This is a genomic window from Nocardioides aquiterrae (assembly GCF_039526625.1).
Taxonomy (GTDB): Bacteria; Actinomycetota; Actinomycetes; order Propionibacteriales; family Nocardioidaceae; genus Nocardioides; species Nocardioides aquiterrae.
On the sequence record NZ_BAAAJE010000001.1, the window covers coordinates 23,128 to 47,743 of the forward strand.

At 70.3% G+C, this 24,616-nt stretch carries 27 protein-coding genes; 5 read left to right on the plus strand and 22 right to left on the minus strand.

Annotation, left to right across the window (positions count from 1 at the left end; genetic code table 11):
- The first annotated feature begins 19 nt into the window (after window positions 1-19).
- Complete coding sequence (locus tag ABD086_RS00115; protein WP_343904551.1) at window positions 20-655, plus strand: TetR/AcrR family transcriptional regulator; 636 nt, start codon at window positions 20-22, stop codon at window positions 653-655.
- Window positions 652-1,278, plus strand: a complete 627-nt coding sequence (locus ABD086_RS00120; RefSeq protein WP_343904553.1) for a class I SAM-dependent methyltransferase — start codon at window positions 652-654, stop codon at window positions 1,276-1,278. The genes ABD086_RS00115 and ABD086_RS00120 overlap by 4 nt, the downstream gene beginning before the upstream one ends.
- Here ABD086_RS00120 and ABD086_RS00125 read toward each other — a convergent pair.
- The 17 genes from ABD086_RS00125 to ABD086_RS00205 form a co-directional block, all read right to left on the minus strand.
- A complete protein-coding gene (locus tag ABD086_RS00125; RefSeq protein ID WP_343904556.1) occupies window positions 1,265-1,459 on the minus strand; it encodes a hypothetical protein in 195 nt (64 codons plus the stop codon). The two genes, ABD086_RS00120 and ABD086_RS00125, sit on opposite strands and share 14 nt — an antisense overlap.
- A 201-nt stretch (window positions 1,460-1,660) precedes the next feature.
- Window positions 1,661-2,653, minus strand: coding sequence for an ABC transporter permease (locus ABD086_RS00130; protein WP_343904558.1), 993 nt, complete (start codon window positions 2,651-2,653; stop codon window positions 1,661-1,663).
- Between the two features lie 53 nt (window positions 2,654-2,706).
- Entirely contained in the window at window positions 2,707-4,221 is a 1,515-nt protein-coding gene (locus ABD086_RS00135; RefSeq protein ID WP_343904559.1) for a sugar ABC transporter ATP-binding protein, read from the minus strand.
- 67 nt (window positions 4,222-4,288) lie between these two features.
- Complete coding sequence (gene torT, locus ABD086_RS00140) at window positions 4,289-5,356, minus strand: TMAO reductase system periplasmic protein TorT (protein ID WP_343904561.1); 1,068 nt, start codon at window positions 5,354-5,356, stop codon at window positions 4,289-4,291.
- Between the two features lie 181 nt (window positions 5,357-5,537).
- Window positions 5,538-6,485 (minus strand): PDR/VanB family oxidoreductase, encoded by a 948-nt coding sequence (locus ABD086_RS00145; protein ID WP_343904563.1) that lies wholly within the window; start codon window positions 6,483-6,485, stop codon window positions 5,538-5,540.
- A 30-nt stretch (window positions 6,486-6,515) separates the two neighbouring features.
- Entirely contained in the window at window positions 6,516-7,274 is a 759-nt protein-coding gene (locus ABD086_RS00150) for an SDR family NAD(P)-dependent oxidoreductase (protein WP_343904565.1), read from the minus strand.
- Entirely contained in the window at window positions 7,267-7,629 is a 363-nt protein-coding gene (locus tag ABD086_RS00155) for a hypothetical protein (protein ID WP_343904567.1), read from the minus strand. Before ABD086_RS00155 ends, ABD086_RS00150 begins: the two co-directional genes overlap by 8 nt.
- The gene (locus tag ABD086_RS00160; protein WP_343904569.1) at window positions 7,622-8,839 is read right to left on the minus strand and encodes an aromatic ring-hydroxylating oxygenase subunit alpha; all 1,218 of its coding nucleotides are present in this window, start codon (window positions 8,837-8,839) and stop codon (window positions 7,622-7,624) included. The genes ABD086_RS00155 and ABD086_RS00160 overlap by 8 nt, the downstream gene beginning before the upstream one ends.
- A 38-nt stretch (window positions 8,840-8,877) precedes the next feature.
- Entirely contained in the window at window positions 8,878-9,255 is a 378-nt protein-coding gene (locus ABD086_RS00165) for a Rieske 2Fe-2S domain-containing protein (RefSeq protein ID WP_343904571.1), read from the minus strand.
- 268 nt (window positions 9,256-9,523) lie between these two features.
- Window positions 9,524-10,192: a response regulator gene (locus ABD086_RS00170; protein ID WP_343904573.1), complete on the minus strand. Its 669-nt coding sequence runs from the start codon at window positions 10,190-10,192 to the stop codon at window positions 9,524-9,526.
- On the minus strand, window positions 10,189-12,087 hold the full coding sequence (locus tag ABD086_RS00175; RefSeq protein WP_343904574.1) for a PAS domain-containing hybrid sensor histidine kinase/response regulator: 1,899 nt from the start codon (window positions 12,085-12,087) through the stop codon (window positions 10,189-10,191). Before ABD086_RS00175 ends, ABD086_RS00170 begins: the two co-directional genes overlap by 4 nt.
- A gap of 74 nt (window positions 12,088-12,161) precedes the next feature.
- The gene (locus tag ABD086_RS00180) at window positions 12,162-12,881 is read right to left on the minus strand and encodes a DsbA family oxidoreductase (RefSeq protein WP_343904576.1); all 720 of its coding nucleotides are present in this window, start codon (window positions 12,879-12,881) and stop codon (window positions 12,162-12,164) included.
- Window positions 12,878-13,723 (minus strand): nitrilase-related carbon-nitrogen hydrolase, encoded by an 846-nt coding sequence (locus ABD086_RS00185; RefSeq protein ID WP_343904578.1) that lies wholly within the window; start codon window positions 13,721-13,723, stop codon window positions 12,878-12,880. Before ABD086_RS00185 ends, ABD086_RS00180 begins: the two co-directional genes overlap by 4 nt.
- Entirely contained in the window at window positions 13,723-14,640 is a 918-nt protein-coding gene (locus tag ABD086_RS00190) for a cyclase family protein (RefSeq protein ID WP_343904580.1), read from the minus strand. The genes ABD086_RS00185 and ABD086_RS00190 overlap by 1 nt, the downstream gene beginning before the upstream one ends.
- A complete protein-coding gene (locus ABD086_RS00195) occupies window positions 14,637-14,939 on the minus strand; it encodes a Dabb family protein (RefSeq protein WP_343904582.1) in 303 nt (100 codons plus the stop codon). The genes ABD086_RS00190 and ABD086_RS00195 overlap by 4 nt, the downstream gene beginning before the upstream one ends.
- Window positions 14,940-15,175: 236 nt before the next feature.
- Window positions 15,176-15,790, minus strand: coding sequence for a TetR/AcrR family transcriptional regulator (locus ABD086_RS00200; protein ID WP_343904583.1), 615 nt, complete (start codon window positions 15,788-15,790; stop codon window positions 15,176-15,178).
- Window positions 15,791-15,827: 37 nt separating this feature from the next.
- Complete coding sequence (locus tag ABD086_RS00205; protein ID WP_343904585.1) at window positions 15,828-16,295, minus strand: nuclear transport factor 2 family protein; 468 nt, start codon at window positions 16,293-16,295, stop codon at window positions 15,828-15,830.
- A gap of 317 nt (window positions 16,296-16,612) precedes the next feature.
- Here ABD086_RS00205 and ABD086_RS00210 point away from each other — a divergent pair, with 317 nt between their 5' ends.
- Together ABD086_RS00210 and ABD086_RS00215 are read left to right on the plus strand one after the other, a co-directional pair.
- Complete coding sequence (locus tag ABD086_RS00210; RefSeq protein ID WP_343904587.1) at window positions 16,613-17,647, plus strand: cobalamin B12-binding domain-containing protein; 1,035 nt, start codon at window positions 16,613-16,615, stop codon at window positions 17,645-17,647.
- Window positions 17,634-18,455: a sensor histidine kinase gene (locus tag ABD086_RS00215; protein ID WP_343904589.1), complete on the plus strand. Its 822-nt coding sequence runs from the start codon at window positions 17,634-17,636 to the stop codon at window positions 18,453-18,455. Before ABD086_RS00210 ends, ABD086_RS00215 begins: the two co-directional genes overlap by 14 nt.
- An 18-nt stretch (window positions 18,456-18,473) precedes the next feature.
- Here the strand turns inward: ABD086_RS00215 and ABD086_RS00220 are convergent, their stop codons facing one another.
- The gene (locus tag ABD086_RS00220; protein ID WP_343904591.1) at window positions 18,474-18,944 is read right to left on the minus strand and encodes a cupin domain-containing protein; all 471 of its coding nucleotides are present in this window, start codon (window positions 18,942-18,944) and stop codon (window positions 18,474-18,476) included.
- A 76-nt stretch (window positions 18,945-19,020) separates the two neighbouring features.
- Between ABD086_RS00220 and ABD086_RS00225 the strand changes: the two genes are divergently transcribed.
- Window positions 19,021-19,647: a TetR/AcrR family transcriptional regulator gene (locus tag ABD086_RS00225; RefSeq protein WP_343904593.1), complete on the plus strand. Its 627-nt coding sequence runs from the start codon at window positions 19,021-19,023 to the stop codon at window positions 19,645-19,647.
- A 16-nt stretch (window positions 19,648-19,663) separates the two neighbouring features.
- Here the strand turns inward: ABD086_RS00225 and ABD086_RS00230 are convergent, their stop codons facing one another.
- From ABD086_RS00230 to ABD086_RS00245, 4 genes are all read right to left on the minus strand, one after another.
- Window positions 19,664-20,572 (minus strand): intradiol ring-cleavage dioxygenase, encoded by a 909-nt coding sequence (locus tag ABD086_RS00230; RefSeq protein WP_343904595.1) that lies wholly within the window; start codon window positions 20,570-20,572, stop codon window positions 19,664-19,666.
- On the minus strand, window positions 20,569-21,630 hold the full coding sequence (locus tag ABD086_RS00235) for a maleylacetate reductase (protein WP_343904597.1): 1,062 nt from the start codon (window positions 21,628-21,630) through the stop codon (window positions 20,569-20,571). Before ABD086_RS00235 ends, ABD086_RS00230 begins: the two co-directional genes overlap by 4 nt.
- A complete protein-coding gene (locus ABD086_RS00240; RefSeq protein ID WP_343904598.1) occupies window positions 21,627-23,429 on the minus strand; it encodes an FAD-dependent oxidoreductase in 1,803 nt (600 codons plus the stop codon). Before ABD086_RS00240 ends, ABD086_RS00235 begins: the two co-directional genes overlap by 4 nt.
- Before the next feature lie 151 nt (window positions 23,430-23,580).
- Window positions 23,581-24,570 carry a helix-turn-helix domain-containing protein gene (locus ABD086_RS00245; protein WP_343904600.1) on the minus strand — a complete coding sequence of 330 codons (990 nt, stop codon included), beginning with the start codon at window positions 24,568-24,570 and terminating at the stop codon, window positions 23,581-23,583.
- Between the last annotated feature and the right edge of the window lie 46 nt (window positions 24,571-24,616).

Here is a 24,616-nt window from a genome sequence, read left to right on the forward strand (position 1 = left end):
CCCACTACGCTGGAGACCGATGAGCGAGCAGCTGACCGACCCTGCCGGCACCGCCGACGGCCGGATCCGGCGGGGGGACCGCACCCGCCGGCTGGTGCTGGGCCGCGCGGTCGACGTCGCGTCGGTCGACGGGCTCGAGGGCCTGTCGATCGGGCGGCTCGCGACCGACCTCTCGATGAGCAAGAGCGGGCTGATCGCCCACTTCGGCAGCAAGGAGGAGCTGCAGCTCGCGACCGTGCGCGCGGCCCGCGCGATCTTCGCGCAGACCGTCATCGAGCCCGCGCTGCGGCAGCCGCCCGGACTCGGGCGGCTGCGCGCCCTGCTCGACGCGTGGCTGGAGTACTCCAGCGACCGGAAGTTCCCGGGCGGCTGCTTCTTCGCCCGCGCGACCCACGAGTTCGCGGCCCGGCCGGGGGCCGTGCACGACGCCCTCGCCGCGGTCGACGCGGAGTGGCTGGCGCTGATCGCGCGGACCATCGGCGAGGCGCAGGAGTCCGGCGAAGTCAGGTCCGACGTCGATCCCGAGCAGCTCGCGTTCGACCTCGCGGCGTACCTGGACTCCGCCAACCTGCGCTCGCTGCTGATCGGCACCTTCGAGGTCTACGACCAGGCGCGCGCCGCGGTCGCGCGGCGGCTGGAGGAGTGCGCGGCATGACCCGCGACGACCGGACCGCCCGGCAGCGGCGGGTGTGGGACAAGGCGGCGCCGGCCTACGACCGGCAGATCGCGTTCTTCGACCGCGTCTGGTTCGCCGGCGGCCGGCAGTGGCTGACGTCCCGGGCGACCGGCCGGGTCCTCGAGGTCGCGGTCGGCACCGGCCTCAACCTGCAGCACTACCCGGACGGTGTGACCGTCACCGGCGTCGAGCTCAGCCCCGAGATGCTGGCGATCGCCCGGTCCCGGGCCGAGCAGCAGGGTGTCGCCGCCGACCTCCGCGAGGGCGACGCCCACGCGCTGCCGTTCGCCGACGCGTCGTTCGACACCGTCGTCTGCTGCCTGGGGCTGTGCACGATCCCCGACCCGGCGCGGGCGCTCGCCGAGATGCACCGGGTGCTGGTCCCCGGCGGCCGGCTGCTGCTGCTCGACCACGTGCGCAGCACCTGGCCGCCGGTGTACGCCGCGCAGTGGCTGCTCGAGCAGGCCACCGGGCGCACCGCCGGCGAGTACTTCACCCGCCGTCAGCTGCCGCTGGTCGAGGCCGCCGGGTTCGACGTCGTGGAGGCCGAGCGGCTCAAGGCGGGCTCGGTCGAGCGGGTGCACGCGGTCAGGCGGACCTGATCGCAGCTCCGCGAACGTCGTCAGCCGGGCCGCGCCGGACCAGGACCGTGTGGCGGCCCTCGAGGCAGCAGAGCGCGAGCGCCGTGGCCTCGGTGATCGCGACCCGCACCGGTCCGTCGCTGGAACGCACCACGCAGCTGGCCGAGAGCCTCGGCCCGTCGAGCTCCAGCTTGACCGCCATCGGACGGAGCCCGGCCCGGTGCAGTCGGCCCGCGCCTGACGGATCCGGGGTCGCCCGGACGACGAGGCTCTCGCGGCCACCCGTGCAGTCCTCGATCACCAGGAGGCAGCGCTCACGGAGTACCTCCCGATCGCGCACCACGTACGTGCGTGACCCCCGCGGGTGCCCGGTGGTCGCGCGCGGCGACGGTGCCGGCACGGGTCAGACCCGTCCCGCGTTGATGGCCGCGGCCACCCTGCCCCGCAGGCGATCGGCGAGGACGGCGACGGCCAGCACCACGCCGAGCACGATCATCTCGTAGTAGGACTCGATCCTCGCGAGGTTCATCCCGTTGGTGACCAGGCCCAGCAGGACGGCGCCGAGCACCGCGTTGAGCACGTTCCCGGAACCGCCTCGCAGGCTCACGCCGCCGATGACCGCTGCAGCGATCGAGAGCAACGGCAGGTCGGCGCCGATGTTGGACTCGCCCGTCTGCAGCCGCGCCGTGAGCAGCAGAGCACCCACCGCCACCAGGACACCCGAGGTCATGTAGGCCAGTGCCATCGTCCGGCCGGGGCTGATCCCCGACAACCGGGCGGCGTTGGGGTTCGAACCCACGGCGTACAGGTTCCGACCGGGCCTGGTCCAGCGCAGCAGCGCCCAGAGAACCACGGCAGCGGCGATTGCGATCCAGATGGGCGTGGACACCCCCCACCAGCTCGAGTACCCGAACACGTCGCTGAAGTCGGCCGGCAGACCACTCACCGGCACGCCCGCCGTCACCTTCAGGGCGAGCCCGGCGAAGATCGACGCGGTCGCCAGCGTCATGATGAACGGGTTGATCTTCAACATGCCGATGCCGACCGCATTCACTGCACCGGCACCCAGCCCGACCAGGAGCCCGATCAGGAGGCCGATCACGATGGCTTCAGCCGGGCTGGAGCCGGCCGCCAGACGATCGGACATCGCCGTTGCGCTGGCGACGGACACGAGCGCGGTGATGGAACCGACCGAGAGATCGAAACCACCGGCGACGAGCACCACGAACTGGGCGAGGACGATGATCGCAATGTAGGCGTTCTGGCGAAGCGCCGACTGCAGGTTGTCGACGGTCAGGAAGTTCGGCGAGAGCATCGCGAACACGACGACCGCGATCGCGAGCAGGATGGGCAGGGCTCCGACCCGCGCGAACACGCGCGCCGCGGCCCCGGTCACGTTCACCCGGCGCTTGCGAGCGGCGGCCGGCTTCGTCTCGACTACGACATCGGTCATCCGACTGCCTCCGTCTCATCCCAGTGCATCATGTGCTGCAGCACCCTTTCTTCGTTGATTTCGTCGCCTTGGAGGTGGGCCGTGATCCGTCCCTGGCAGAAGACGTAGACCCGATGACACAGGTGGAGCACCTCCGGAAGGTCCGACGAGACGATCACGACGCCGGCGCCGCCTTCGGCGATGTCGGCCACGCGCTGGTAGATGGAGACGCGGGCGCCCACGTCGACGCCGACGGTCGGTTCGTCGAGGAGGAGGACCTCGCACTCTCGGAGCAGGGCCCGGCCCAGCAGCGCCTTCTGCTGGTTGCCTCCGGAGTACGCCTCGGCGTTCCGGTCGGGGTCCGGCGGCGACAGCTTCATCATCCGCAGCACGTCGGCCACGTCGCGCTGCTCACTCCGTCTCCGGACCAGCGTGCGCGCCCACGAGTAGCGACCCAGCCACGGAAGCGACACGGACTCACGGAGGGGTCGGTTGAGCAGGAGGCCCTCGCTCTTCCGGTCCGGCGGGAGATAGACGACGCGGTTCCTCAAGGACTGGGCGACCGACGCACCGGTGACGCGCCTGCCGTGCAGCTCGAGATGGCCCGCCGCCAGGCGCTCGACTCCGGCACAGGCGCGCGCCGCATGCGACTTGCCCGAGCCCATCAGACCTGCGAAGCCGACGATCTCGCCCTTGCGGACCTCGAAGGACGCGTCGGACACCGCCTGGTCGCGGGTCGTGAGGCCGACGGCGCTGAGGGCGACCGTCGACGTCGGCGGGGGGATCGTCGGGTAGATCTGGTCCATGACCCGTCCGGTCATCAGGCGGATCAGCTCCTCCGAGGACGTCGTCCCCGGCACCGTCGTGACGTACCGTCCGTCGCGAAGCACGGTGACCCGGTCGGCCAGCCGCCTGATCTCGCCCATGCGGTGGGTGACATAGACGACGCCGACGCCGCGGCGGTTCAGGTCCCCGACGAGCTCGTAGAGCCGCTCGCACTCGGTGTCGTTGAGCGACGCGGTGGGCTCGTCCAGGATGAGGACCTTGAGGTCTGATCGGAACGCCTTCGCGATCTCCACCATCTGCTGCTCGGCGCGGGTGAGCGTCTCGACCGGGGCGTCGAGCGGGATCTCGAAGCCCAGCTCGCCCAGTCGCCGGTGCGCGAGCTCCCGGACCGCGCGGTGGCTCACGACGCCTGCGCGGGACGGCTGCTCACCCATCACGACGTTCTCGGCGACGGACAGGGTGGGGGCGAGGGAGAACTCCTGGAACACCGCACTGACGCCGAGGCGGCGTGCGTCCGCGACGTTCCGGAGCGAGGTCTCTCGCCCGGCGAGGCGCACCGTCCCGGAGTCGGAGCTCGCGGCCCCGGCCATGATCGAGATCAGCGTCGACTTCCCCGCGCCGTTCTCTCCGAAGAGGACGTGGGTCTCGCCTTGCAACAGCTGGAAGTCGACCGCGTCGAGCGCGACGACACCTGGGAACCGCTTCGAGATGCCCGTCATCTCGAGCGCCGGAATCTGATGGGTCATGACGTGAGCTCCTGCCTTGCCCTCGGTGGGGCGACGCGCCTGCGCGTCGCCCCACCTGGCTGGGCGGCTAGTTGGCGGAGTAGGAGAACTCGGCGCTCCAGTCCGTCGGCGCGAGCGTGGTGGTCGAGTCCCACGACTCGAGTGCGGCCTTGTCGATCACCTGCAGCGCCGGAGCGACGTGCAGGTCGAAGTCCTGCTTCTCCAGGGCCCGGATGGCGAGGTCCGTGGCGATTCGCGACGTGAGCACAGCGGGGTCGGCCGCGGAGGCGAGCACGCTCCCGGTCTGGATCCCGGAGTAGGTGCCCGGCGTCATGTAGTACGACAGGACCCCGATGGAGTCGGTGAGGTCCCGGTCCCGCAGGATCGGGCCCGCCGCCTCGGCCGCGGGGGCGTTGCCGGCGATGTAGTCGAGGTCGGGGTTCGCGGCGAGGGCGTCCTCGATGAGCTTCGACTGCGAGTCCTTGTCGGTGTTGCCCCACTGCGTGTTGACGACCTCGACGTTCGTGCCCGCGAGCGTCTCCGTGAAGCCCTTGTTCGCCTCCTCGGCGAAGCCGGCGCCCTTCGGGCCGGGGAACCACGCCACGGTCACGGCCTCTCCGTCGGACGTGTCGAGGAGGTACTGCGCGGTCTGGGAGGCGATCTCCCGGTACGAGACGAGGCTCTGTGCGGTGGTGTCGGGGGACGAGACGCCGTTGATGAAGTCGATGACGACCTTGCCGTCCGCCTTGAGCTTCTCGATGGTCGGGTTGAGGCCGTCCGTCGAGATGGCACCGATGATGACCGCGTCGCTGTTCTGGGCGCAGTCCTCGATCTGCTGGATCTGCTTGTCGAGGTTGCCGTAACCGCCGGCCTCGAGGACGTCCATGTTCACACCCGCGCGCTCGGCTTCCTGGATCACGCCGTAGTCGGCTGCCAGCCAGTACGCGTCGGCCAGGTGCGGGAACGAAGCACAGATGTTCCAGGCCTTGCTGACGTCGTCGGTCGGGGAGTACTCCTGCTCGACACCCTCAGAGTCGAATCCCTGCTTCGGCCAGACGGTGACCGCGGTCGGGAACCAGTCCGCGCTGGGCTCGCTCGACGACGGCTTGTCCGCGCCGTTGGACGCGCCGCAGCCGGCGAGACAGAGTGCGGCCACCGCGGTGCCCGCTGCCACAAGTGTTTTCCACTGCATTCTTCAATCTCCTTGAACGAGCCCACTTTCCGAGCACAGCTGGGCATTTCTCCGATGTGTGTGGGGCCTGTGGTCCGTTCAGCTCGACTGCGCTCCGCCACGTGTGCCCAGGCTGTGGAAGTACTGCTCCGAGTACGACGCACGCCTATACGTCGAGAATCAGACGATCACCTCTCGCTCTCGATACGCAGGGGTACATCACCCGTCCCGAGAGGCGATCTCGGAGCGAGAGGATGGCGTCCCGGTGCTCCGGATCGCCCTCCACGACCTCGAGCTCACACGTCCCGCAGGTCCCGTCCCGGCAGTCGTAGTTCACGTCGACGCCTGCGGCGATGAGCGCGTCGAGGACGGTGACCTGAGCACCGACCTGGACCGTCTGCCCACTCTCCGCGCACACGACCGTGACCGGCCGGTCGCTGAACTGGTGCTTCGCCACCGCGGGCGCGAAGCGTTCGACGTGGACGATCCGACCGACCGCGAGGGCGGCTTCCTCGATCGCGTGCAAGAGCCTTTCCGGCCCGCAGCAATAGATGGCGAACCCGTCCGGAGCCTCCGCCAGGATCGCCGAGAGGTTGAGCAGCCCGTGGATGTCTTGAGGGAGCAGGTGCGCGGAGCCGAGCTTCGAGAACTCGTCGAAGTACGCCATGGAGTCCTCGTGGCGGCCTCCGTAGTAGAGAACCCACGGCTTGCCCGAGCGCTCGCACGCACTCACCATCGCGCGGATCGGCGTGATGCCGATTCCGCCCGCGACGAACACGTATCCGGGTGCGTCGACCAGCTTGAAGTGGTTGCGCGGCCGGGCGATCTGGAGCTGGGAGCCCACCTGGACCTGCTCGTGCACGTAGCGGGACCCACCGCGTCCGGCGGGCTCGAAGAGCACGGCGAACTCGTAGGAGGTCAGGTCTGCGGGATCCCCGCACAACGAGTAGTGCCGCAGCATCCCGGGCAGGTAGACATCGACGTGCGCGCCCGGGGCCCAGGAGGGGAGCTCAGCTCCGTCCGCCCGCTGCACCCTCAGCTGGACGACGTCTCGCGCGATCAGTTCGCGGCCGACGACGTCCACGGTCAGCAGCTTCCGACTGGTCGACTTCATCGGCCCGCGCCGCCGATGCTCGCACCGGGGCTAGGGGACAACGTAACCACCGTCGACCGTCAGGACGGCACCCGTCACGTAGGAGGCGGCCGGGCTCGCGAGCCAGGCGATGGCGTTGCCGACCTCGTCCGCGGTTCCCACCCGGCCCATGGGCACGGACTGCTTGATCGCGTCGAGGAGGTGCGCCCCGTCCGCACCGACGAAGCTGTCCAGCAACGGCGTCCCGATCGGTCCGGGGCAGACCACGTTGACGCGGACGTTGCTGACCGCATAGTCGAGCGACGCGGACTTCGAGAGACCGATGACGCCGTGCTTGCTCGCACAGTAGGCCGGCATCCCCCGCTGCCCGACGAGGCCGAAGTTGGAGGCCACGTTGACGATCGAGCCGGCTCGGTGGCGGAGCATCGCGTCCAGCTCGGCTTGCATGCTCAGGAACGTGCCCGTCAGGTTGACGCCGATGATGGCGTCCCAGTTGGACTCACGACACTCGGCGACCGGAGCGAGGTCGCCCTGGATGCCGGCGCTGTTCACGGCCGCGGTCAGCGGACCGTAGAGCTCGATCCCGCGCGAGATCGAGCGTTGCAGGTCGGCGGTCGAGGTCACGTCGACCACGGCGTGGCTCGCCTGTCCGCCGTCTCGCTGGATGAGCTCCACCGTGGTCGAGGCGTCGTCCTCGGCCCGGTCGGCGACGACCACCGCCAGGCCCTGGCGGGCAAGCGCGAGGGCGCTTGCCCGCCCGATGCCGGACCCCCCACCGGTGACGTACGCGAACCCGGTCGGTTCACCCATGGGTGTCGCTGCCCAGGAGGTCCGCGTCGATGCTGCTCGTGTAGAGCCGGAGGTCGCCCGCGTCGGGGATCGCACCCTGGTGGTAGATCTCGACGGCGTTCGCCATCTCCGCCATCGTCTTGAGCAGGTTGACGAGGTTGGTGTCCTCGACCGAGCAGTTCTCGACGGGGCGCGTCGAGAGGTACGACATCGCCCTGGCGACGTGCGGCAGCACGGCGTCGTAGAAGGCCACCGTCTCGGGGAACGCGGTGTCCAGGCGCTTCGCGATCCGGTCCTCGTCCCTGCTGATGCACCAGTCCGAGAACTCGGCGAGCTCCTCGAATCCGGCGGGGAACACGTAGGTCGCGTCAGGCATGCTTGCCCTCCAGGTAGTCGTCGACACTGCGGTGGAAGGCGCGGATCTGGACCTCTTGGTCACCGAGGAAGATGTGCGGCCGCGCTTCGGACTCGCACCCGCGGTGGATGGCCTCGTGGCCCGTCTTGTCCTCGCACAGGAGGTCGCGGAATCGCTTGGCACCGAACTCCCGCGAGACCAGGTCCGCGAGGTTCGCGGGCTCCGGGAAGTGCAGCCGGATCTCCCAGACGACGTGGTTGACGTCGATCGGCCAGAAGTTGTACGTGAACATCATGTTCCCGAAGAAGGACATCACCATGTTGGGGAACAGGACGTGGAACTCGAACGGGTCGTCGAGCGGCAGGAGCTGCTCGGCGCCCCACCCCGGGTTGCCGTCGATGAGTGCCTGCGAGAACGGCGTCTCCTCGTACTCCTCCGACACCGACGTGTAGCGAGTGTGGAGACCCATGCGAGCGAAGTCGTGGAGCCTGGTGTAGCCGTCGTCGTTCGACGCGAAGGCACCCTGCGCCAGGAACCGGTGCACGGGAGCGAGCATCGGCACGTGGTAGATCTCGTTCTGCGCGTCGACCGCGACCTTCCAGTTCGCCCGCTCGCTGATGTCGTAGCGGTAGGCGAGGCGCAGGACGTCGAACGGGAAGTTCTCGAACTTCTCGCCCAGGGGGCCCAGGTGCTCCCGGAGCGTGGTCGTGCCCGAGTCGTCGAAGTTCACGAAGACGAACCCGTTCCACACCTCGGTGCGGATGGGCACGAGGCCGATGTCGGCGCGGGACTCGAAGTGGAACTCGCCCTCGTCCGGCACCGACTTCACCGAGCCGTCCTGGCCGTACGCCCATCCGTGGAAGCGGCACACCATCGCGCTCGGGCAGACGCCGGCGTCCTCCCACATCAGCTTCATGCCGCGGTGGGAGCAGACGTTGTGGAACGCCCGGATCTCGCCGTCGGCGTCCATCGTCACCACGACCTGCTTGTCGAGGACGACGATGTCGCGGGTGAAGAAGGAGTTGGCTCCCTGGAGGTCGTGGACGCTGCCCAGGTTGATCCAGCTCTTACCGAACAGCTCGGTGCGCTCCCGCTCGAACCACTCCTCCGAGATGAACCGGTCGGTCGTCAGCGGCGAGGTGCCGAGCTCGGCGTTGCGCCGGCTCCACCTCTTCACGTCGTCCATGACGTCCGGCTCGTTGGCGAGCCGCGTGTCGTCCGTAGTCGTCATCGTTGATCCTCTCTCCGGATTGCACAGATCGAATGTCGTTACAGCTCGTGGCGTCCGGCCGTGACGCGGACCGCGACTTCCTCGTCACGCGCTGCGTCGGGGCCCTCATCGGAGCGGACATGGACCGTCCCGTCGTCGTCGATCTCGACGTCGAAACGGACTTGGGGGCGCTTCGCCGGTCGCTTGATGGCCTTGCCCGAGCGCACATCGAACGAGCCGGAGTGCAGCGGGCACAGGAGCTCGAAGCCGCAGAGGTCCCCCTCCGACAGGTTCGCCTCGCCGTGGTTGCATTCGTCCTTGAGACAGAACACCGTTCCGTCGGCGTTTCCGATCACCAGCGGAGGCAGGCCGTCGACGGTGATGCGCTTGAGCGCCCCCGCGGGGAATTCCTCGAGGTGCCCGACAGTGACACGCATTCCAGCAATCCTTTCGAAGGACCGTTCCTCGGCGACCGGCGACCGCTCTGGGTGTGATCCTGCGGTGCCGGGCCGGGCCGCCGACATCCTCCGATCGCACGATCAGGGCCGCGGGTTCGGCCGTCGCCGGGAGTGACGGCACGAGCGGGCGCGGGCGGCTCCGGGCAGGGCAGAACCCGGCGCTGCCGCGCCGGCGACGGGTCGGCGGGCCGGTGAAGGGATGCCGCGAGACCGGTGCTCGGGGGCTCCTACGGGGGGCCCGGGATCCTCAGTCCAACAAGCCCCGTCGAGCGGCCGTGGCGACGGCGGCCGCACGATCGGACGCACCCAGCTTGTCGTAGATGTGCTGGAGATGGGTCTTGACCGTGGTGACGCTGAGGAACAGCATCTCGGCGATCTCGGGAGCCGACCGACCTTGCGAGATCAGCACCAGCACCTCGTGCTCGCGGGACGAGAGCGCCCCGGTCGAGGCGGTTCGTGCTCTCTGCAGTCGATCGGCCGCGTTCAGGCCGGGCCGCACCGACTCCGGAAAGACGATCTGCCCGCTGTAGACACCGACGATCGCCTCGCACAGGACGGTCGGCGACGCGTGCTTGGTGACGTAGGCCCGCGCGCCGGCGTCGTACGCCTGGTACATCGTGCAGGCGTCTTCGAAGGCGGAGACGATCATCGTGCGCGTCCGGACCTCGGACTCCTTCACCGCCTCCACGATCGAGATGCCGTCCCGCGACGGCAGCCGGAGGTCCACCAGGGCGATGTCGGGCTGGAGACTCCGGATGAGATGGAGGGCCTCTTCCCCGTCCCCCGTCTCGGCGACCACGCGGATGCCTTCGTGGCTCGAGAGTGCCTGGATGAGGCCGTCGCGATAGACCGGATGATCGTCAGCCACGAGGATCTCGATCTCGAGCCCCGATTGCGGAACTTCCTGCGCGCTCATCGCCGGCCTCCCACAGAGATGCTTCGATGCACGGCCTCCAGCAGCCCCTCGACCGCGATCGGTTTCGTGACGTAGTCAACCGCGCCCGAGGCGAGGAGCTGCTTGCGCCGCGCGGTCGTCGCGTCGGCGGAGAGCACCACCACGGGGATCGGGCGGGTCCGCTCGTCGGCACGCAGTCGAGTCAGCACCTCCGAACCGTCGAGGTCCGGGAGGTGGAGGTCGAGGAGGATCAGGTCCGGCCGGTGCGCAGCCGCCAGCTGCAGCCCCAGCTGCCCGTGGGTGGCCGTGATCAGGTGCGGGGCACCGTTGCGGTCGAGGATCCTGCGGACCAGCTCCAGATTGGCGAGGTTGTCCTCCATGTAGAGGATGGTCCGGCCCGTCAGATCCGTGTCGCGCTGCCCGGTGCCGCGTCCGAGCTTCCGGGCGGCGACTTCCTCCAGATCCGGAGCGCTCGAGAGCGGCAGGCGAACGAAGAACTCGGTGCCGCGTCCGGGTAGCGAGCGCTTGATCCCGATCCCGCCCCCCATGGCGGAGACGAGGCTCCGAGCGACCGCGAGTCCGAGGCCCGTGCCTTCGGTCTCGACGTCGGGGCCACCGACGCGCTCGAAGGGCAGGAAGACACGCTCCAGGTCTTCTCGCGCGATGCCCACGCCGGTGTCCGTCACGAGGATCGACAGATGTCCCTCGTCCTCCATCTCGGTGGTGACGGTCACCACGCCGTCCGGCCGGTTGTACTTGACCGCGTTGACGAGCAGGTTGAGCATCACCTGGGTCAGTCGCTGGCGGTCGGCCATGACGTAGCGCTCGAGGGAGTCGTGCAGGTCCATGACCAGCTCGACCCCGCGGTCCGCCGCCAGCGGACGGACCATCTCGTACGCCTCGCCGATGGAGTCACACACGCACTGGCGCTCGATGGCCAGGGCTTGAGTGCCGGACTCGACCCGGGAGATGTCGAGGACCTCGTTGATGAGGGCCAGCAGGTGACGGCCGGCCTTGACGATGTGGTCGACGTCCGCCCCTGCCGATGGCGGCAGGTCCTCGAGCTGCAGCAGCTGGCCGAACCCGAGGATCGAGTTGAGCGGCGTCCGGAGCTCGTGGCTCATCCGGGACAGGAACTCGTCCTTGGCCCGGTTCGCACGCTCCGCCTCGTCCCGGGCTTCGCGGATCGCAGCCTGCGCCCGAGCTCGCGCGCTGATGTCGGTCGAGATCCCCCCCACGCCGTAGACGGCGCCGTCTCCGTCGAAGATCGGGAACTTGAGCGACAGCCACATCCCCCACCCGTCCTCGATGGGGATCGGCTCCTCGAACTCCATCGGGTGGCCGACGGCGAACACCGCCCGGTCGTTCGCGGCGTAGACGTCGGCGATGTCCTTCGGCCAGAGGTCCGCATCCGTCTTCCCGACGATGACGCCGCGTGGCTGACGCAGGAGCTCCTCGTAGTGACGGTTCGCGAACAGGTACCGCCCGTCGGCGCGTTTGAGGTAGATCAGCGCCCCCACGTTGTCGGCGACGTCCTCGAGCAGCTTCTCGCTGGCTCGCACCGCACTGTCGTTCTGGGCGGACGCGTCGATCTCGCGCACCTGCACGATCATCAGGTCGTCGGCCGCCGGCTCGTGCGCGATCTCGTACGACACCGGTGTGCGACGACCCGTGGCATCGATGAACCACGCCTGGCCGCGCTCGCGTGGGGGATCCTGGCCCGAGCTCACCTGGCGCGTCTTCACCCCCGGCAACACCATCGCCAGGTCGGCGCCCACGATGGCGGTCTCCGGCCGGCCGGTGAGCCGGACGAACGCAGGGTTCACTGCGACGACGGTCGACGCACCCCGAGAGTGCGACCGGACCAACGCCGTCGCCGACGGCAGGCCGTTGAAGACCTCTCGGAAGTCGACCATCATGGAGCAAGGTACGCGGATCGTGCCGGATCCGGAGCCGTTCTTCGAAGCCCGTGCACGCCGTCGGCCACCATCTACGAGCGCTGCACGAGACTGTCGACCAGGTCGCCGGCCCACGAACGGTCGTACGACTCCAGACGTGGGAAGCCGGCCTCGGGCCCGCCGGTCCAGGTGTACCGCGCGCCCGGGTTCTTGAGGCCCTCACCGAGCGGCGTGAAGAAGTGCGGGCTGCAGACCACCTGCTCGGTTCGGGCCACGGGCCACTGGTCGAGCACGGCGTCGCGCCCGTGTCCGGCGGCCATCGCCCATCGCAGCCCGTCCACGTCGACGTGGGTGCAGGTCCCCGCCACGCGGTAGATGATCGGCAGCACCGATATGCACTCGTGGTCGACCCAGAAGGCCTTGCGGAGCGCCTCGTCGAGCTCGTCGCTCGCCCTCATCCCGCCGGCGCGCGGATGCTTCGCCGCCTGCACCGCTTCGAGCGCAGGCAGCGTGGTGACCGGGAACGTCGACTCCGGCGCCGACCACGTCCTCCACTGGAGGCCGTCCACCAGGCCCGCGATCGCCACGAGCTCGGCATCGGTGATGGGCTTCGGCGTCGGTCGTTCGTTGAACCACTCCAGCGGGAAGGCTCGGTGGTCGATGAGGACATCGGCCCCGCTGGACCGGATCCGGTCTCGGAGGGTGTGGAGGGCGAGCGTCGCCCACGGGCACCCGAGATCGGACCAGACCGTGATGACGTTCGGCGTCCCGTTCGCGAGCGCCTGCGCCGCGAGCTCGCCCGCGGTGCTCACGTGAGCACCGCCTCGACGCCGAGCCGCCGGTCCCCCAGGACCGGGAAGTCGCGCCGGACGCTGGCGACGGCGTCCAGATCCACCGTCACCCTCAGTTGCGAGCATCCTCGGGAGGCGGACGCGATGACCTCCCCCGTCGGTCCGACGATCCGGCTGTGTCCACCCATGTCCAGGCCCCCGTGTCGTCCGCCGTCGTTGCACTGGATCACGAACGCCTGGTTCTCGATGGCACGGGCCACACCCAGGCTCTCCCAGTGCTCGATCCTCGGCAGCGGCCACGCGGCCGAGACGACGAGGACCTCGGCGCCGCGATCGATCAGGCCGCGGAACATCTCGGGGAAGCGCAGGTCGTAGCAGGTGGCGAGGCCCACCGTGCACAGGGGACGACCCTGCCGGTCGTCGAGCTCCATCGCGACCAGGTCGACCCCGGCCTCGATCAGCTCCGCCTCGCCCGCACCGAATCCGAATCGGTGGATCTTCCGGTACCTCGCCACCAGCTCGCCGGTCCGGTTCAGGAGCACAGCCGTGTTCCACAGGCGACGAGAGGACGGATCCCGGCCGGCACCCCCGTCGGAGTGCTCGACGAAGGTGCCGGCGTGCAGGTGGGTGCCGGCGCTGCGGGCAGCGGCCGCCAGCGCCGCGATCTCCGGCCCGTCGAGGGAGAGCGCCGTCTCCTGCCAGCGCTCCGGAGCGAACGCGCCGTGCAGCCAGAGCTCCGGCAGCACGACCAGGTCCGCGCCCTCCTGGGCGGCCACCAGCGCCGCCACCCGCTCGAGCTGCTCGTCGGGCGGGCGGGTGCCGTCGAAGTCGACCTGGAGCACCCGGACGTCGAGCACGGCCATCAGCGGAACGGGATCGCCAGGGGCCGGATCGGCGACCCGGTGGCCCCACGGAGCCGGATCGGCGCAGCGATCAGGCAGAACTCGTTGACCTCGTCCTGCGACAGCTCCTCGAGGTTGACGAGCTCGAGCATGGGCACCCCTGCCTCCGCCAGGAAGTGGCAGTGCCCCGGCAGCCAGTTGTCCTCGTGCTGCGAGGGCCCGACCTCGACGCACTCCTGGTCGGCTCCGATCACCGCGATCCCCTGCGCCGTCAGCCACCGACCGGCGTCCAGGGACAACCCGGGGGGGTTGCCGAGCGTCCGGCTCCCGTCCGGCCAGTAGCGCATCCGACCGGTGCGGACGAGAGCCACGTCTCCGGCGTTCAGCGTCAGGCCGGTCCGGGCCAGTTCGTCGACACAGTCGTCCACCGTGATCGCGTACGAGTCCGGGAGGCAGTCGACGCCCTTCAGCCGCGCGATGTCGAGCAGCACGCCGCGCGCGACGATCGGCGGGATCACCTCGGCCCCACCCTTGGTCCAGCTCCGGCTACCCAGGTGCTCCGACGCCGAGAAGCCGTTGTAGATCTTCCCGTCCACACCGAAGTGGTTGAGCGCGTCGATGTGGGTGCCCGTGTGGGTGTACATGAAGATGACGTCGCCGGAGTAGCAGACGCGCTGGTTGACCTCGCTGCCGACGCCGTTGAGGTTGTCGACGACCGTTCCCTCCGGCGTGTGGCTCATGTAGATCTGGTAGGAGGGGTCGCCGGCCGCCTGGAAGCTCGGCATGCCGACGAAGTAGTCGATGCTCAGGTCGTAGATGCGAGCCGCGTCGGTCCGCTCCATCGCGGCTGCCTGCATCGCCGAGGTGATCTGGTTCAGCGCGCCGAGCTGGTCCTCCGGGCCGTAGGGACTGGTCGCGACCTGGATCCCAGCCTTCATGCGTCGCCCTCCCTCACGAAGTCGACGACCGCCCTGGACCTCACCAGCGGAAGCAGCTCGTTCACGACCTCCATGTGGAAGGGATCCTCGGAGTACTCGCGCAGTCCGTCCCAGTCATCGAAGTCGGAGATGAGGCAGCCGTCCCACGGGTCCCCGTTCTCGTTCGGCTCGCCGGCGTGGGAGCCGAGCTCCCAGCTGCGCAGGCTGGGCAGCCGCTCCGAGAGACGCGCCAGCAGCTCGAGCACGCGGTCCGCGTCGTTCGGGTCGGCGAGCTGCCACATGAAGACGTGTCGAATCACGAAGAGATCTCCTATCGCTAACTACGAGCGACCTGGCGACCGCCCTCGTGGCGATACTGGATTCCCCCGGCCCCGAGCCGACATCCTCCGATCGCAGGATGAAGGGATTCGGACCGGCTCCCTGAGGCCACCGCCGCCCTGCAACACACTCACGGCAGTGCGGAGAGCAGGACCGTGGCGCCCAGGGTGATCCGTGGAGAGCTTCTGCTCGAGCTTGCGGGTGATGACCAGCTCGGTCACGTCATCCGGTTCGCTGACGACCTCGTTCGATGTTCTGCGTCGGCTGCCGGTGGGGGTGGGCCGAGTCGGGCGTGGAGCCGGGCGAGGGACTCTCTGAATGCCTCGGGTCGGCCGAGGGCCCGGCTGGTGATGAGGGCGCCCTGGATGCCGGCGACGGTGTCGGCGGCGAGGCCCGGTGCGGTGTGCGGGGTGTGACCAGCGCGCGTGAGCGCCGAACCCAGGGCAGCGATCCAGTCCGCGAAGTAGTCACGGATCGCGGTAGCGAAACGTTCGCGCTCCTGTCCGAGCGCGAAGGCGCCGAAGAGGCAGACCAGCTCGCTGGACTCGAAGTACGCCGCGGTCGCCTCGAACATCTCGCCGATGTGCGACTCGGGGTCGTCGCGTCGTCGTAGTGGCTCGTAGATGTTGGACTGGAACCAGTCGTCGACCTCGGCCAGGACGGCGCGCGCCATCTCCTCCTTGCCCCCGGGGAAGAAGTTGTACAGGCTGCCCTTTCCCAGGCCCGTCTCGGCGGAGATGATGCTCAGGCTGGCGCCCTCGTAGCCGTGCAGGCGGAAGGTGCGGGCCAGGGCGAGGACGGCGTCGGAGCGTTCGGAGACGGTGCGCGGCATCAGAGGATCATCACAGGTCCCGGCGCGGATGCGTGCTTCAGAGGCGCAGGTCGCTCAGGCCCGGGTGGTCCGCGGGCCGCGGGCCGGAGCGGTCCCAGAAGAACTTCCGGTCCGCCTCCTCGATCGCCAGGTCGTTGATGCTCGCGTGCCGCTCGGCCATCAGTCCGTCCTCGTCGAAGAGCCAGTTCTCGTTGCCGTACGCGCGGAACCACTGGCCGGCGTCCGAGCGCCACTCGTAGGCGAACCGCACCGCGATCCGGTTCTCGGTGTAGGCCCACAGTTCCTTGATCAGCCGGTACTCGTGTTCCCGGGCCCACTTGTCGGTGAGGAAGTCGACGATCGCGGGCCGCCCGACGAGGAAGGTCGACCGGTTCCGCCACCGGCTGTCGGGGGTGTAGGCCAGGGAGACCTGCTCGGGGTCGCGGCCGTTCCAGGCGTCCTCGGCCTTGCGGACCTTGATGATCGCGCTGTCGCGGTCGAACGGGGGAAGCGGGGGCCTGCTCATGACGGGATCCTCTCGGTTGTACTGGTAGGTACACATTAGACCGTTCGGTACAGGGTTGGATGCCGAAGAAGCGCGCCGCCGCGGCGGCGGAGGGCGCAGATCATCGGACCCGTGAAGTCATCGCCGCTCGACCGGGCTGCCCTGACGCTCGGGACAGCTCGCCGAGGAGCCCGGTGCCGGCTTCTCATGAGCCGCGGAGCGCTGGGCTGTGGCCGCATCGCGCAGGGCGGCGCGGCGGCGGCTGAACTGGGCGATGATGTCCCCGGAACGCCGAGGCCCGAGAAGCGCTGGCGGCCATCGGGATCGGGAGGAGTGGGATGGCAGCGCACGTGCTGGCCGGGGCGCGAGACACCGGTCCGGCGGGACGCGGCGCAAGCGCGGTGCACCGGCTCACCACGCTGCTCGAGCTCCCGGGCGGCGACCCCGACGTCGAGGACGTCGCACGGGTCGTCGTGGCGGCGCTGGAGTCCGCCCGGCAGACCGGCCAGGCCGAGCTGCTGGCCGACGCGCTCGGCTTCGCCGAAGGCCGCTTCCAGGTGCTGGGCCACGCCGGCGTCACCCGGCAGGACGTCTGCGTCGCGCTCCAGGGGGTTGCCGCCGAGTCGCTCGACGGCGACGACCCCGACGGGCTCGACGTCCTGCGCGACCTCGTCGCCGGCTGTGCGTCGCAACCGTTCGCCCCGCCGGAGGAGCCGGTCCTCGGCCCGCCGGCTGCGGCCTACCTCGACCGCGTGGTCCGGGGCGACCGGGCGGGCGCCGTCGCGGTGGTGCACCGGTGCGTGAGCGACGGCATGGACGTCGTGGACATCCTGGTGGAGATCCTGGCGCCCGTTCAGGTCGAGGTGGGCCGACGTTGGTACCTCGGGCAGCTGTCCGTCGCCCACGAGCACTTCTGCACCGCGGTCAGCCAGCTGGTGATGACCGAGCTCTACACCGAGATCTTCCTCGGGCAGGACGGGGCCCGCCGCGTGGTGGCCGTCCACGCGCCGGGGTCGCTGCACCGCCTCGGGCTCCGCATGGTCGTCGACGTCCTCCAGTGCCGGGGCTGGGGCACGACCTACGTCATCGACGACGTCCTGCCCGAGGCCCTTCCCCGGCTGCTCACCGAGGACCGGGCCGACGTACTGCTGCTGTCGGCGACCATGCCGAGCGAGGTCGACCACCTGCGGCGCATGATCCGGGCCGTGCGGCACGACCCACGGACGCGGGGGGTCAAGGTCGTCGTCGGCGGACGGGCCTTCGAGCTCGCCCCCGGGCTGGTCGACCACGTCGGCGCCGACGGGTGCGCGAGCGACGCGCGCACCGCCGTCCAGACGTGCCGGGCGCTGGTAGGTGACCATGACGGGCGGTGACCGCGTCCACGACCACCACCTGTTGCACGAGGTCAGCCGCATCACCGACGACTACGGTGCCCTGCACCGGCGGACCGTCCGTGAGCTCGCCCAGTCGCGCGCCGCGCTGGCCGAGGCGCACCAGGTCCTCAGGGCCGTCTCGCACGACCTGCGGACGCCGCTCGCCGCCGTCATCGGGTTCACCGAGCTGCTGCTCGACGACGAGCTCAGCCCCGCGCAACGCGAGCTGGCCGAACGGGTGATGCGCGCTGCGCGCGCGATGACGTCGCTCACCGGCGAGCTCGTGGAGGCGGTGGCCCTCGGTGCCGCGCCGGTCCGGTTCGACCCGGTCAACCTGGCTCTGGTGGCCCGCCACGTCGTCACCCGCCACCAGATGCTGGCCTCTCCGCGTGGGGTGCGGGTCGTCCTCGACAAGGACCCGTCCAAGGACGCTCCCACCGTCGTCCGGGGCGACGAGGCCAAGCTCGAGCGGGTCGTGGAGAACCTGGTGTCGAACGCGGTCAAGTTCTCGCCCGACGGGGGCGAGGTGCGCGTCGTGCTGTCCGAGGACGCGAACGGCGTCGAGATCCGGGTCCGTGACGAGGGTCCGGGGATCGCGGCCGACGAGATGGAGGACATCTTCGTCCCGTTCCACCGGGCACCCGGCGCCGCGACCGTGCCCGGCGTCGGCCTGGGTCTCACCATCGTCAAGCGCATCACCGAGCACCACGGCGGCCGGGTGCACGTCGAGTCCGCTCCCGGCGCCGGTGCCACCTTCGTCGTGCGCCTGCCGTCGACCGACGAAGGCGTGGTCGACGGCTCCGGCTGACGGAGAACAGCAGCGACGTCAGGCCGGCGGCGGACCGAGGATCTCCTGGCCGCCGGCCGCGGCGGCCGCGACCAGCGCCTCCATGGTGACCTGCCAGCCGTCCGGACGCGGCGCGGAGACGGAGCGGCCCGCGCTGCGGAAGAACCGCTCCATCCCGCTGGGCGTGCAGATCGTCAGCAGGTCGACCTCCGGCGACGTGAACCGGTAGGCGTGCGGCACCCCGCGGGGCAGGAACATCGCACCGCCCTCGCCGACCTCGTGCCGCTCGTCGCCGACCCAGAAGATCCCGTGCCCCGCCAGGATCACGAACATCTCGTCCTCGTTGCGGTGCAGGTGCAGGGGTGACGCCGAGCCGTCGCCGAGGCGACTGCGGGCGACCATCACCTGGCCCGCCGTCCGCTGGCCGTCCAGCAGGATCTGGAGCTCCTTGCCGTCGATCCACTCGATCCGCTCGTGGTCCGCCGCTCGGGCGATGTAGGCCAAGCTCATCGGAGCTCCCATCTGCCACGATGTCCATATTCGCCTACTGGACATCTAACGAATATGAGCACGGTAGGCTCCCCGCGTGGCAAGCGTCAAGAAGCGCCGTTACCACTCGCCGCTGCGCACCGACCAGGCGCAGGCGTCGCGCGCGGCCGTCCTGCGCGCGGCGCACGACCTGTTCGTCGAGCAGGGGTACGGCGGCACGACGATCGACCAGATCGCCGAGCGCGCCGGCGTGAGCAAGCCGACCGTCTTCACCGCCGTCGGCAACAAGGCCACCCTGCTCAAGGTGGTGCGGGACGTGGCCATGGCCGGTGACGACCAGCCGCGCACGGTGACCGCCCGCGACGACGTCGCCGCGATCGCCGCCGCCGGCGACCTCGACCGCGCGACGGTCCTGGCGGCCCGGCACGTGGCCCGCGTCAACGCCGGGTACCACGAGCTGCACGAGGTGATCCGCGGCGCCTCCGGAACCGACCCGGCCGTCGCCGAGCTGTGGGAGACCGCCGAAGCCGAGCGGCATGTCGGCGCCGGGCACCTGCTCGCGCGGCTGCACGCGCGACCCACGCTGCCGCCGTCCCGCGCCCAGGACCTGCTGTGGCTGCTGATGGCGCCCGACAGCTACCACCGGCTCGTGGTGCGCCGGGGCTGGTCGCGACCGGCGTACGAGCGCTGGCTCGCCGCCGAGATCCGCGCCCTGTTCGACTGACTCGCGAGGTGAGCTCTCAGGCCGTGCCGCTCGGCGCCAGCACGATGTCGAACCTGGTGCGCGACCAGGTCCGCCCGCCGAGGTCCCGGCCGTCGGGCGTCGGCGCGTCCGCGGCCTGCTCGACGAAGTCCTTGACCAGGGAGTCCTTGACCCCGAAGACACTGTCGCTCGCGAGCAGCTCATCACCCCGGACGAAGACATGGGTGACCAAGGTCCGCAGCGCGGGTGCGGAGACCATGAAGTGCAGGTGCGAGGCCCGCATCGGCGAACGGCCGGTCGCGGCCAGCATCGCCCCGACCGGGCCGTCGTGCGGGATGGGGTACGGCGTGGGGGTGATGGCCCAGAACCGGAAGGCACCGTCGGCGTCGCTGAACAGATGAGCGCGGCCGGCGACCCGGTCATCGCCGTACTGGACGTCGTAGAAGCCGTCGTCGTCGGCCTCCCAGACCTCGATCCTCGCACCGGCGACGGGGTTCCCTGCGGTGTCGCGGACGGTTCCCTCGACCCAGCACGGCTGGCCGGACGCGTCGCCCGCGATGTCGCCGCCGAGCTCGATGCGCGGCGCGTCCTCGACGAAGAACGGGCCGAAGACCGTCGCCTCGGTGGCGTCCTCGTACGCCTCGTTGTTGATCGCGATGGTCTGCATCGACGCGCCGAGCGTGTCGGAGAGGAGGATGAACTCCTGGCGACGCTCGTCGGTGATGTGCCCGACCGCCGTCAGGAAGTCGATGCCCTGCTTCCATTCGGCCTCGGTGAGGCGCACGTCGCGCAGGAACGCGTGCAGATGGCGGACCGCGGCGGACATGATCTGCTTGAGCCGTTCGTCCGGCGTGCCCTCGAACGAGTCGAGCACGCGCTGGACCAGCTCGGCCTCACGCGCCTGCTGCTCCTCGGTCACGGCCGGGGGCTGGGTCTGGTCGGTCATCGTGGATCTGCTCCTTCCCAGGCGCCGCGCAGGAGGCGCTCCAGGCTCTCAGGGGTCACACGGGCGGGGTTGCTCTCCGGGACCGAGGGCAGGATCGCCTCGACCGCGTCCGGGATCTGGTCCTCCTCGAATCCGAGGTCGCGCAGCGCGCGAGGGGCGTCCAGCCGGGCGCGCAGCGCCTCCAGACCCTCCAGGCCGGTCTCCGTCCCGAAGGCGCGGGCGATCCGCTCGTCGGCCTCGGGGGCCGCCGGCGCGTTGAGCGCGAGCACGTGAGGGAGCACCACCGCGTGGGTGGGGGCGTGCGGCAGGTCGTAGCGGCCGCCCAGGACGTGACAGATCTTGTGGTGCAGTCCTGACCCGGCTGACGCGAACGCGACGGCCGCGAGGTAGGCCCCGTAGAGCGCCTCCTCCCGACCCTCCAGGCCGGACGGGTCGTCGACCACGCGGGGGAGGCCCGCGGCGAGGGTCCGGATCCCCTCTCCGGCGAGGGCCGCGTCGATCGGGTCGGTCCGCGGCGCCCACATCGAGTCCACGCAGTGCGCGAGCGCGTTGAGGCCGGAGGCCACGCTGAGGCCGACGGGGAGGGTGAGCATGAGGGACGCGTCGTAGACGATCGCGCGGGGCAGCACCCGGGCGTCCACGCCCGTGGTCTTCTTCGCGCCTTCGGTGAGCCCCCAGACATTGGTCGCCTCCGATCCCGCATAGGTCGTCGGGACGGCGACGATCGGCAGGCCGGTCGTCAGGGCGACGGCCTTGGCCAGACCGGTGGTGGAGCCACCGCCGACGCTGATGAGCAGGTCGACGTCGTGCTCGGCGGCCGCCGCCCGCGCCCGCTCGGCGACGGGCACCGGCACGTGCATCACCACGTCGTCGTGGACGAGCGCGACGGGCAACCCCGCCGTGATCCGCTCGGCCTGCCCCGTTTCGGACCTCGACGCGATGACCATCGCCCGCGTGGCGCCGAGGAGCTCGACCTCGGCGGCGACCGCTTCGCGTGCGGAGCCGGAGGCGAACCGGACCCGCTGCCCCAACGTCTCGTGCTCGAAGCGCAGGGTCATGCCCGGTCCACCCTGCCCAGGACCCGCGCGAGGGCGTCGCGCAGGGCGCCCTCGGGGTCGGCCGGCAGCGCGGCGGAGCGCCAGGCGATGTGCTTGTCGGGTCGCACGAGCAGCGCGCCGTCCTCCTCGATGTCACGGAGCTTCGCCCAGTCGTAGTAGAGGTCGGTCACCTCACGGCCGGGACCGATCACGACCGTCTGCACCGGGACGCCGAGCTCGTGCGCGACCTTCTCCGCGGCGACCTCCCACTGCTCCCCGGCGATGCCGGTGATCACGGTGAACCGGTCGTACGGCGCCAGGTCCATCATCGCGAGGCGTCGCGTGTTGTCACCGACCCACGCGTGCGGCAGGCGCGACCCGGGCACGGTCGAGGCCTCGTAGTAGAGGTCCGGGTCGCGGGCCGGCTCGGGCCGGGTCGTGCCATCGGGGACGATCGCGGTCGACTCGTAGAACTGGCCGAGCTCGACCCCGTGGGCGTTGAACTCGTAGTTCTTCAGCTCCATGGCGGCCACGAGCGCCGCGCGCTTGGCAGCGCCCTCGGGCGTGTTGGCCTTGCGCTCCTCGATCCGGCGGACCATGTCCTCCTCGGTCTCGGCCTCGGTGACGCCGAGCGCGACGAAGAGGTCGACGAACTCGCGGCTGGACTTGTTGGCCCGCTTGACGATCCGTTCGGCGACGGGAGCCCGCTCGGTCGAGTAGGTCTCCAGGAGCGACGGGTCTGCCTGGCCCCGGAGCACCGCGGCGAGCTTCCATGCCAGGTTGTAGGCGTCCTGGATGGACGTGTTGGAGCCGAGCCCGTTGCTCGGCGGGTGCCGGTGGATCGCGTCACCGGCGCAGAAGACTCGGCCCGACTGCAGGTGGGTCGCGTACATCTCGTTGTTGCCCCACAGGGACGTGCCCGTGATCTCGACCTCGAGGTCGGGCATGCCCAGCAGGTTGCGCACGATCTGCGTCGCCGCGGCATCGTCGACGACCGGCGGCGCCTCGTTGATGTCGTAGCCCCAGACGATGAGCCACTCGTTCCAGGGCCGGATCACCCGGACCAGGCCGGCGCCGATGCCGCCGACGTCGGATCCGGGCTGGATGACCCAGTAGAGCACCGACGGCCGATGGCCGACGTACGCCGCGATGTCGGCCTTGAAGGTGATGTTCATCGACCCGGCGATGTCCATCGCACCTTCGTACGGCAGCCCCACGTCGGCGGCGACCTTGGACCGGGCGCCGTCGGCCCCGATCAGGTACTTGGCCCGGATCGTGTACTCGGCTCCTGTCAGCCGGTCGAGGACCTGCACGTCCACGCCCGCGTCGTCCTGCGTGTGCGACAGGTACTCGGTGGAGAAGCGGGACTGGGTGCCGCGAGCGGTCGCGTTGCGCACGAGGATGGGCTCGAGGTAGGTCTGCGGGATGTCGACCGTGAGACACGGCGAGGCCAGCTGGTAGTCGGCCTCGCGGTCCGGCCGGGTCCCCCAGGTGCGGATCCGGCCGATCTCCTCGCCGGCGATCGAGGTGCAGAAGACGGTGTCACCCACGAGGTGGTGCGGGGTCGCATCCGCGAGGACCTGGTCCTCGATCCCGAGGTCCCGGAAGATCTCCATCGCCCGCTGGTTGGTGATGTGGGCGCGCGGCGTGTTCGCGGTCCAGCGGTACTTGGTGATCATGATGTTCGGGATGCCGAGGGACGACAGGAGCAGCGCCGCGGCCGAGCCCGCCGGTCCCGAGCCGACGACCACGACATCGGTCTCGACGATCGCCGTCGTCGGCAGGTCGGTCTCGGCCTGGCCGTCATCGAACGCGGGCATGGGTTCCACCTTCCTCGGCCGGGCACCCGCCCGGCACTCGAGGTCCAGTGTCAGGAGCACCGTCCGGGGAGTCGACGTGTGACCGGCATCTCGGCGTGAACGCCAAACGATGGCCGATCCACGCAGTCGCGAGCGGATCGCCACGAGGGCGTCACTGGAGCGGGATGGCGCGGGCGGCGACCGCGCGGCGGCGCACGTCGCTGGCACGTTCGCCGAAGTGGGTGGTGAACGCAGTGGAGAAGTGCGCCGCCGAGGTGAACCCGCAGTGGTGAGCGACCTCGGCGATCGTCATCGAGGTCGCCGCGGGCTTCTCGAGAAGTCGGCGTGCCGTCTCCAACCTCCGCCCGAGGATGTGCTTGGGGACACTCGTCCCGGCCTCGGCCAACACTCGAGACAGGTGGCGCGTGCTGATGCCGACGGCGGCGGCGACCTGGACGGCCGAGAGCGCCGGATCTGCCAGGTGTTGGTCGATGAACGTGAGCGCCGCGGCCCGGTGGGCGCCGGACAGGCCATCGACCCGCCGCCTTCCGGCGAGCGCTGCGACGAGCTCGAGGAGCGTCTCCTCCTCGGCCGGGTCCGGGTCCTGGTCGCGGGCCGCGGCGCCGACCTGCCGCGCGAGGGCGTGGGCGAAGGAGTTCGCGCCGGCAGCGAAGCTCATGACCAACGGGCGAGCGAGGCGGTCGATGCCGGTGACGTCGGCGAAGACGTCACGAGGGACCTTCAGCACCAGCTCCTCCAGCCCCTGGGAGAAACCGCGCATGAACGGGCGGTCGGCGTCGCACAGCAGCATCTGCCCCGGCTGCACCGTTCGGACTCCGTCGTCGTGGTAGAAGAAGGCCTCGCCCGCGAGGTTGAAGAACAGCGCGACCGACTCGGCCGGCCGCTGCCGGATCATGGTCAGGTCACGCTCGACCACGTGCGAGCTCCCGCGTACCCGGGCGAGGTGGATCCGGTCCAGCTGGACGTTGATCTCGGTCGCCTCGAGCACCGGAGCGGTCAGGGTGCGACAGCGCAGCCCGATCAACGCGTCGGCGTTGTGGCTCTCCCACAGCTCCACGCGCTGCTCCTCGGGCAGCCCGACCGTCGAGAACGCGACCGGACCCGAGACACCGGTGCGGCGGTCAGAGGTGACCTGCGTCATGGACGGAGCCTACCTGCGACCCGCCTGGCCGGGCCTCTGACGACCG

What these genes read in the sequence shown, in the direction of transcription:
- ABD086_RS00115 (WP_343904551.1), top strand. Translation starts at nt 20, where the DNA reads ATGAGCGAGCAGCTGACCGACCCTGCCGGCACCGCCGACGGCCGGATC.
- ABD086_RS00120 (WP_343904553.1), top strand. Translation starts at nt 652, where the DNA reads ATGACCCGCGACGACCGGACCGCCCGGCAGCGGCGGGTGTGGGACAAG.
- ABD086_RS00125 (WP_343904556.1), bottom strand. Translation starts at nt 1,459, where the DNA reads ATGGCGGTCAAGCTGGAGCTCGACGGGCCGAGGCTCTCGGCCAGCTGC.
- ABD086_RS00135 (WP_343904559.1), bottom strand. Translation starts at nt 4,221, where the DNA reads ATGACCCATCAGATTCCGGCGCTCGAGATGACGGGCATCTCGAAGCGG.
- ABD086_RS00145 (WP_343904563.1), bottom strand. Translation starts at nt 6,485, where the DNA reads ATGAAGTCGACCAGTCGGAAGCTGCTGACCGTGGACGTCGTCGGCCGC.
- ABD086_RS00150 (WP_343904565.1), bottom strand. Translation starts at nt 7,274, where the DNA reads ATGGGTGAACCGACCGGGTTCGCGTACGTCACCGGTGGGGGGTCCGGC.
- ABD086_RS00155 (WP_343904567.1), bottom strand. Translation starts at nt 7,629, where the DNA reads ATGCCTGACGCGACCTACGTGTTCCCCGCCGGATTCGAGGAGCTCGCC.
- ABD086_RS00160 (WP_343904569.1), bottom strand. Translation starts at nt 8,839, where the DNA reads ATGACGACTACGGACGACACGCGGCTCGCCAACGAGCCGGACGTCATG.
- ABD086_RS00165 (WP_343904571.1), bottom strand. Translation starts at nt 9,255, where the DNA reads ATGCGTGTCACTGTCGGGCACCTCGAGGAATTCCCCGCGGGGGCGCTC.
- ABD086_RS00170 (WP_343904573.1), bottom strand. Translation starts at nt 10,192, where the DNA reads ATGAGCGCGCAGGAAGTTCCGCAATCGGGGCTCGAGATCGAGATCCTC.
- ABD086_RS00175 (WP_343904574.1), bottom strand. Translation starts at nt 12,087, where the DNA reads ATGGTCGACTTCCGAGAGGTCTTCAACGGCCTGCCGTCGGCGACGGCG.
- ABD086_RS00185 (WP_343904578.1), bottom strand. Translation starts at nt 13,723, where the DNA reads ATGGCCGTGCTCGACGTCCGGGTGCTCCAGGTCGACTTCGACGGCACC.
- ABD086_RS00190 (WP_343904580.1), bottom strand. Translation starts at nt 14,640, where the DNA reads ATGAAGGCTGGGATCCAGGTCGCGACCAGTCCCTACGGCCCGGAGGAC.
- ABD086_RS00200 (WP_343904583.1), bottom strand. Translation starts at nt 15,790, where the DNA reads ATGCCGCGCACCGTCTCCGAACGCTCCGACGCCGTCCTCGCCCTGGCC.
- ABD086_RS00205 (WP_343904585.1), bottom strand. Translation starts at nt 16,295, where the DNA reads ATGAGCAGGCCCCCGCTTCCCCCGTTCGACCGCGACAGCGCGATCATC.
- ABD086_RS00210 (WP_343904587.1), top strand. Translation starts at nt 16,613, where the DNA reads ATGGCAGCGCACGTGCTGGCCGGGGCGCGAGACACCGGTCCGGCGGGA.
- ABD086_RS00215 (WP_343904589.1), top strand. Translation starts at nt 17,634, where the DNA reads ATGACGGGCGGTGACCGCGTCCACGACCACCACCTGTTGCACGAGGTC.
- ABD086_RS00220 (WP_343904591.1), bottom strand. Translation starts at nt 18,944, where the DNA reads ATGAGCTTGGCCTACATCGCCCGAGCGGCGGACCACGAGCGGATCGAG.
- ABD086_RS00230 (WP_343904595.1), bottom strand. Translation starts at nt 20,572, where the DNA reads ATGACCGACCAGACCCAGCCCCCGGCCGTGACCGAGGAGCAGCAGGCG.
- ABD086_RS00235 (WP_343904597.1), bottom strand. Translation starts at nt 21,630, where the DNA reads ATGACCCTGCGCTTCGAGCACGAGACGTTGGGGCAGCGGGTCCGGTTC.
- ABD086_RS00240 (WP_343904598.1), bottom strand. Translation starts at nt 23,429, where the DNA reads ATGCCCGCGTTCGATGACGGCCAGGCCGAGACCGACCTGCCGACGACG.
- ABD086_RS00245 (WP_343904600.1), bottom strand. Translation starts at nt 24,570, where the DNA reads ATGACGCAGGTCACCTCTGACCGCCGCACCGGTGTCTCGGGTCCGGTC.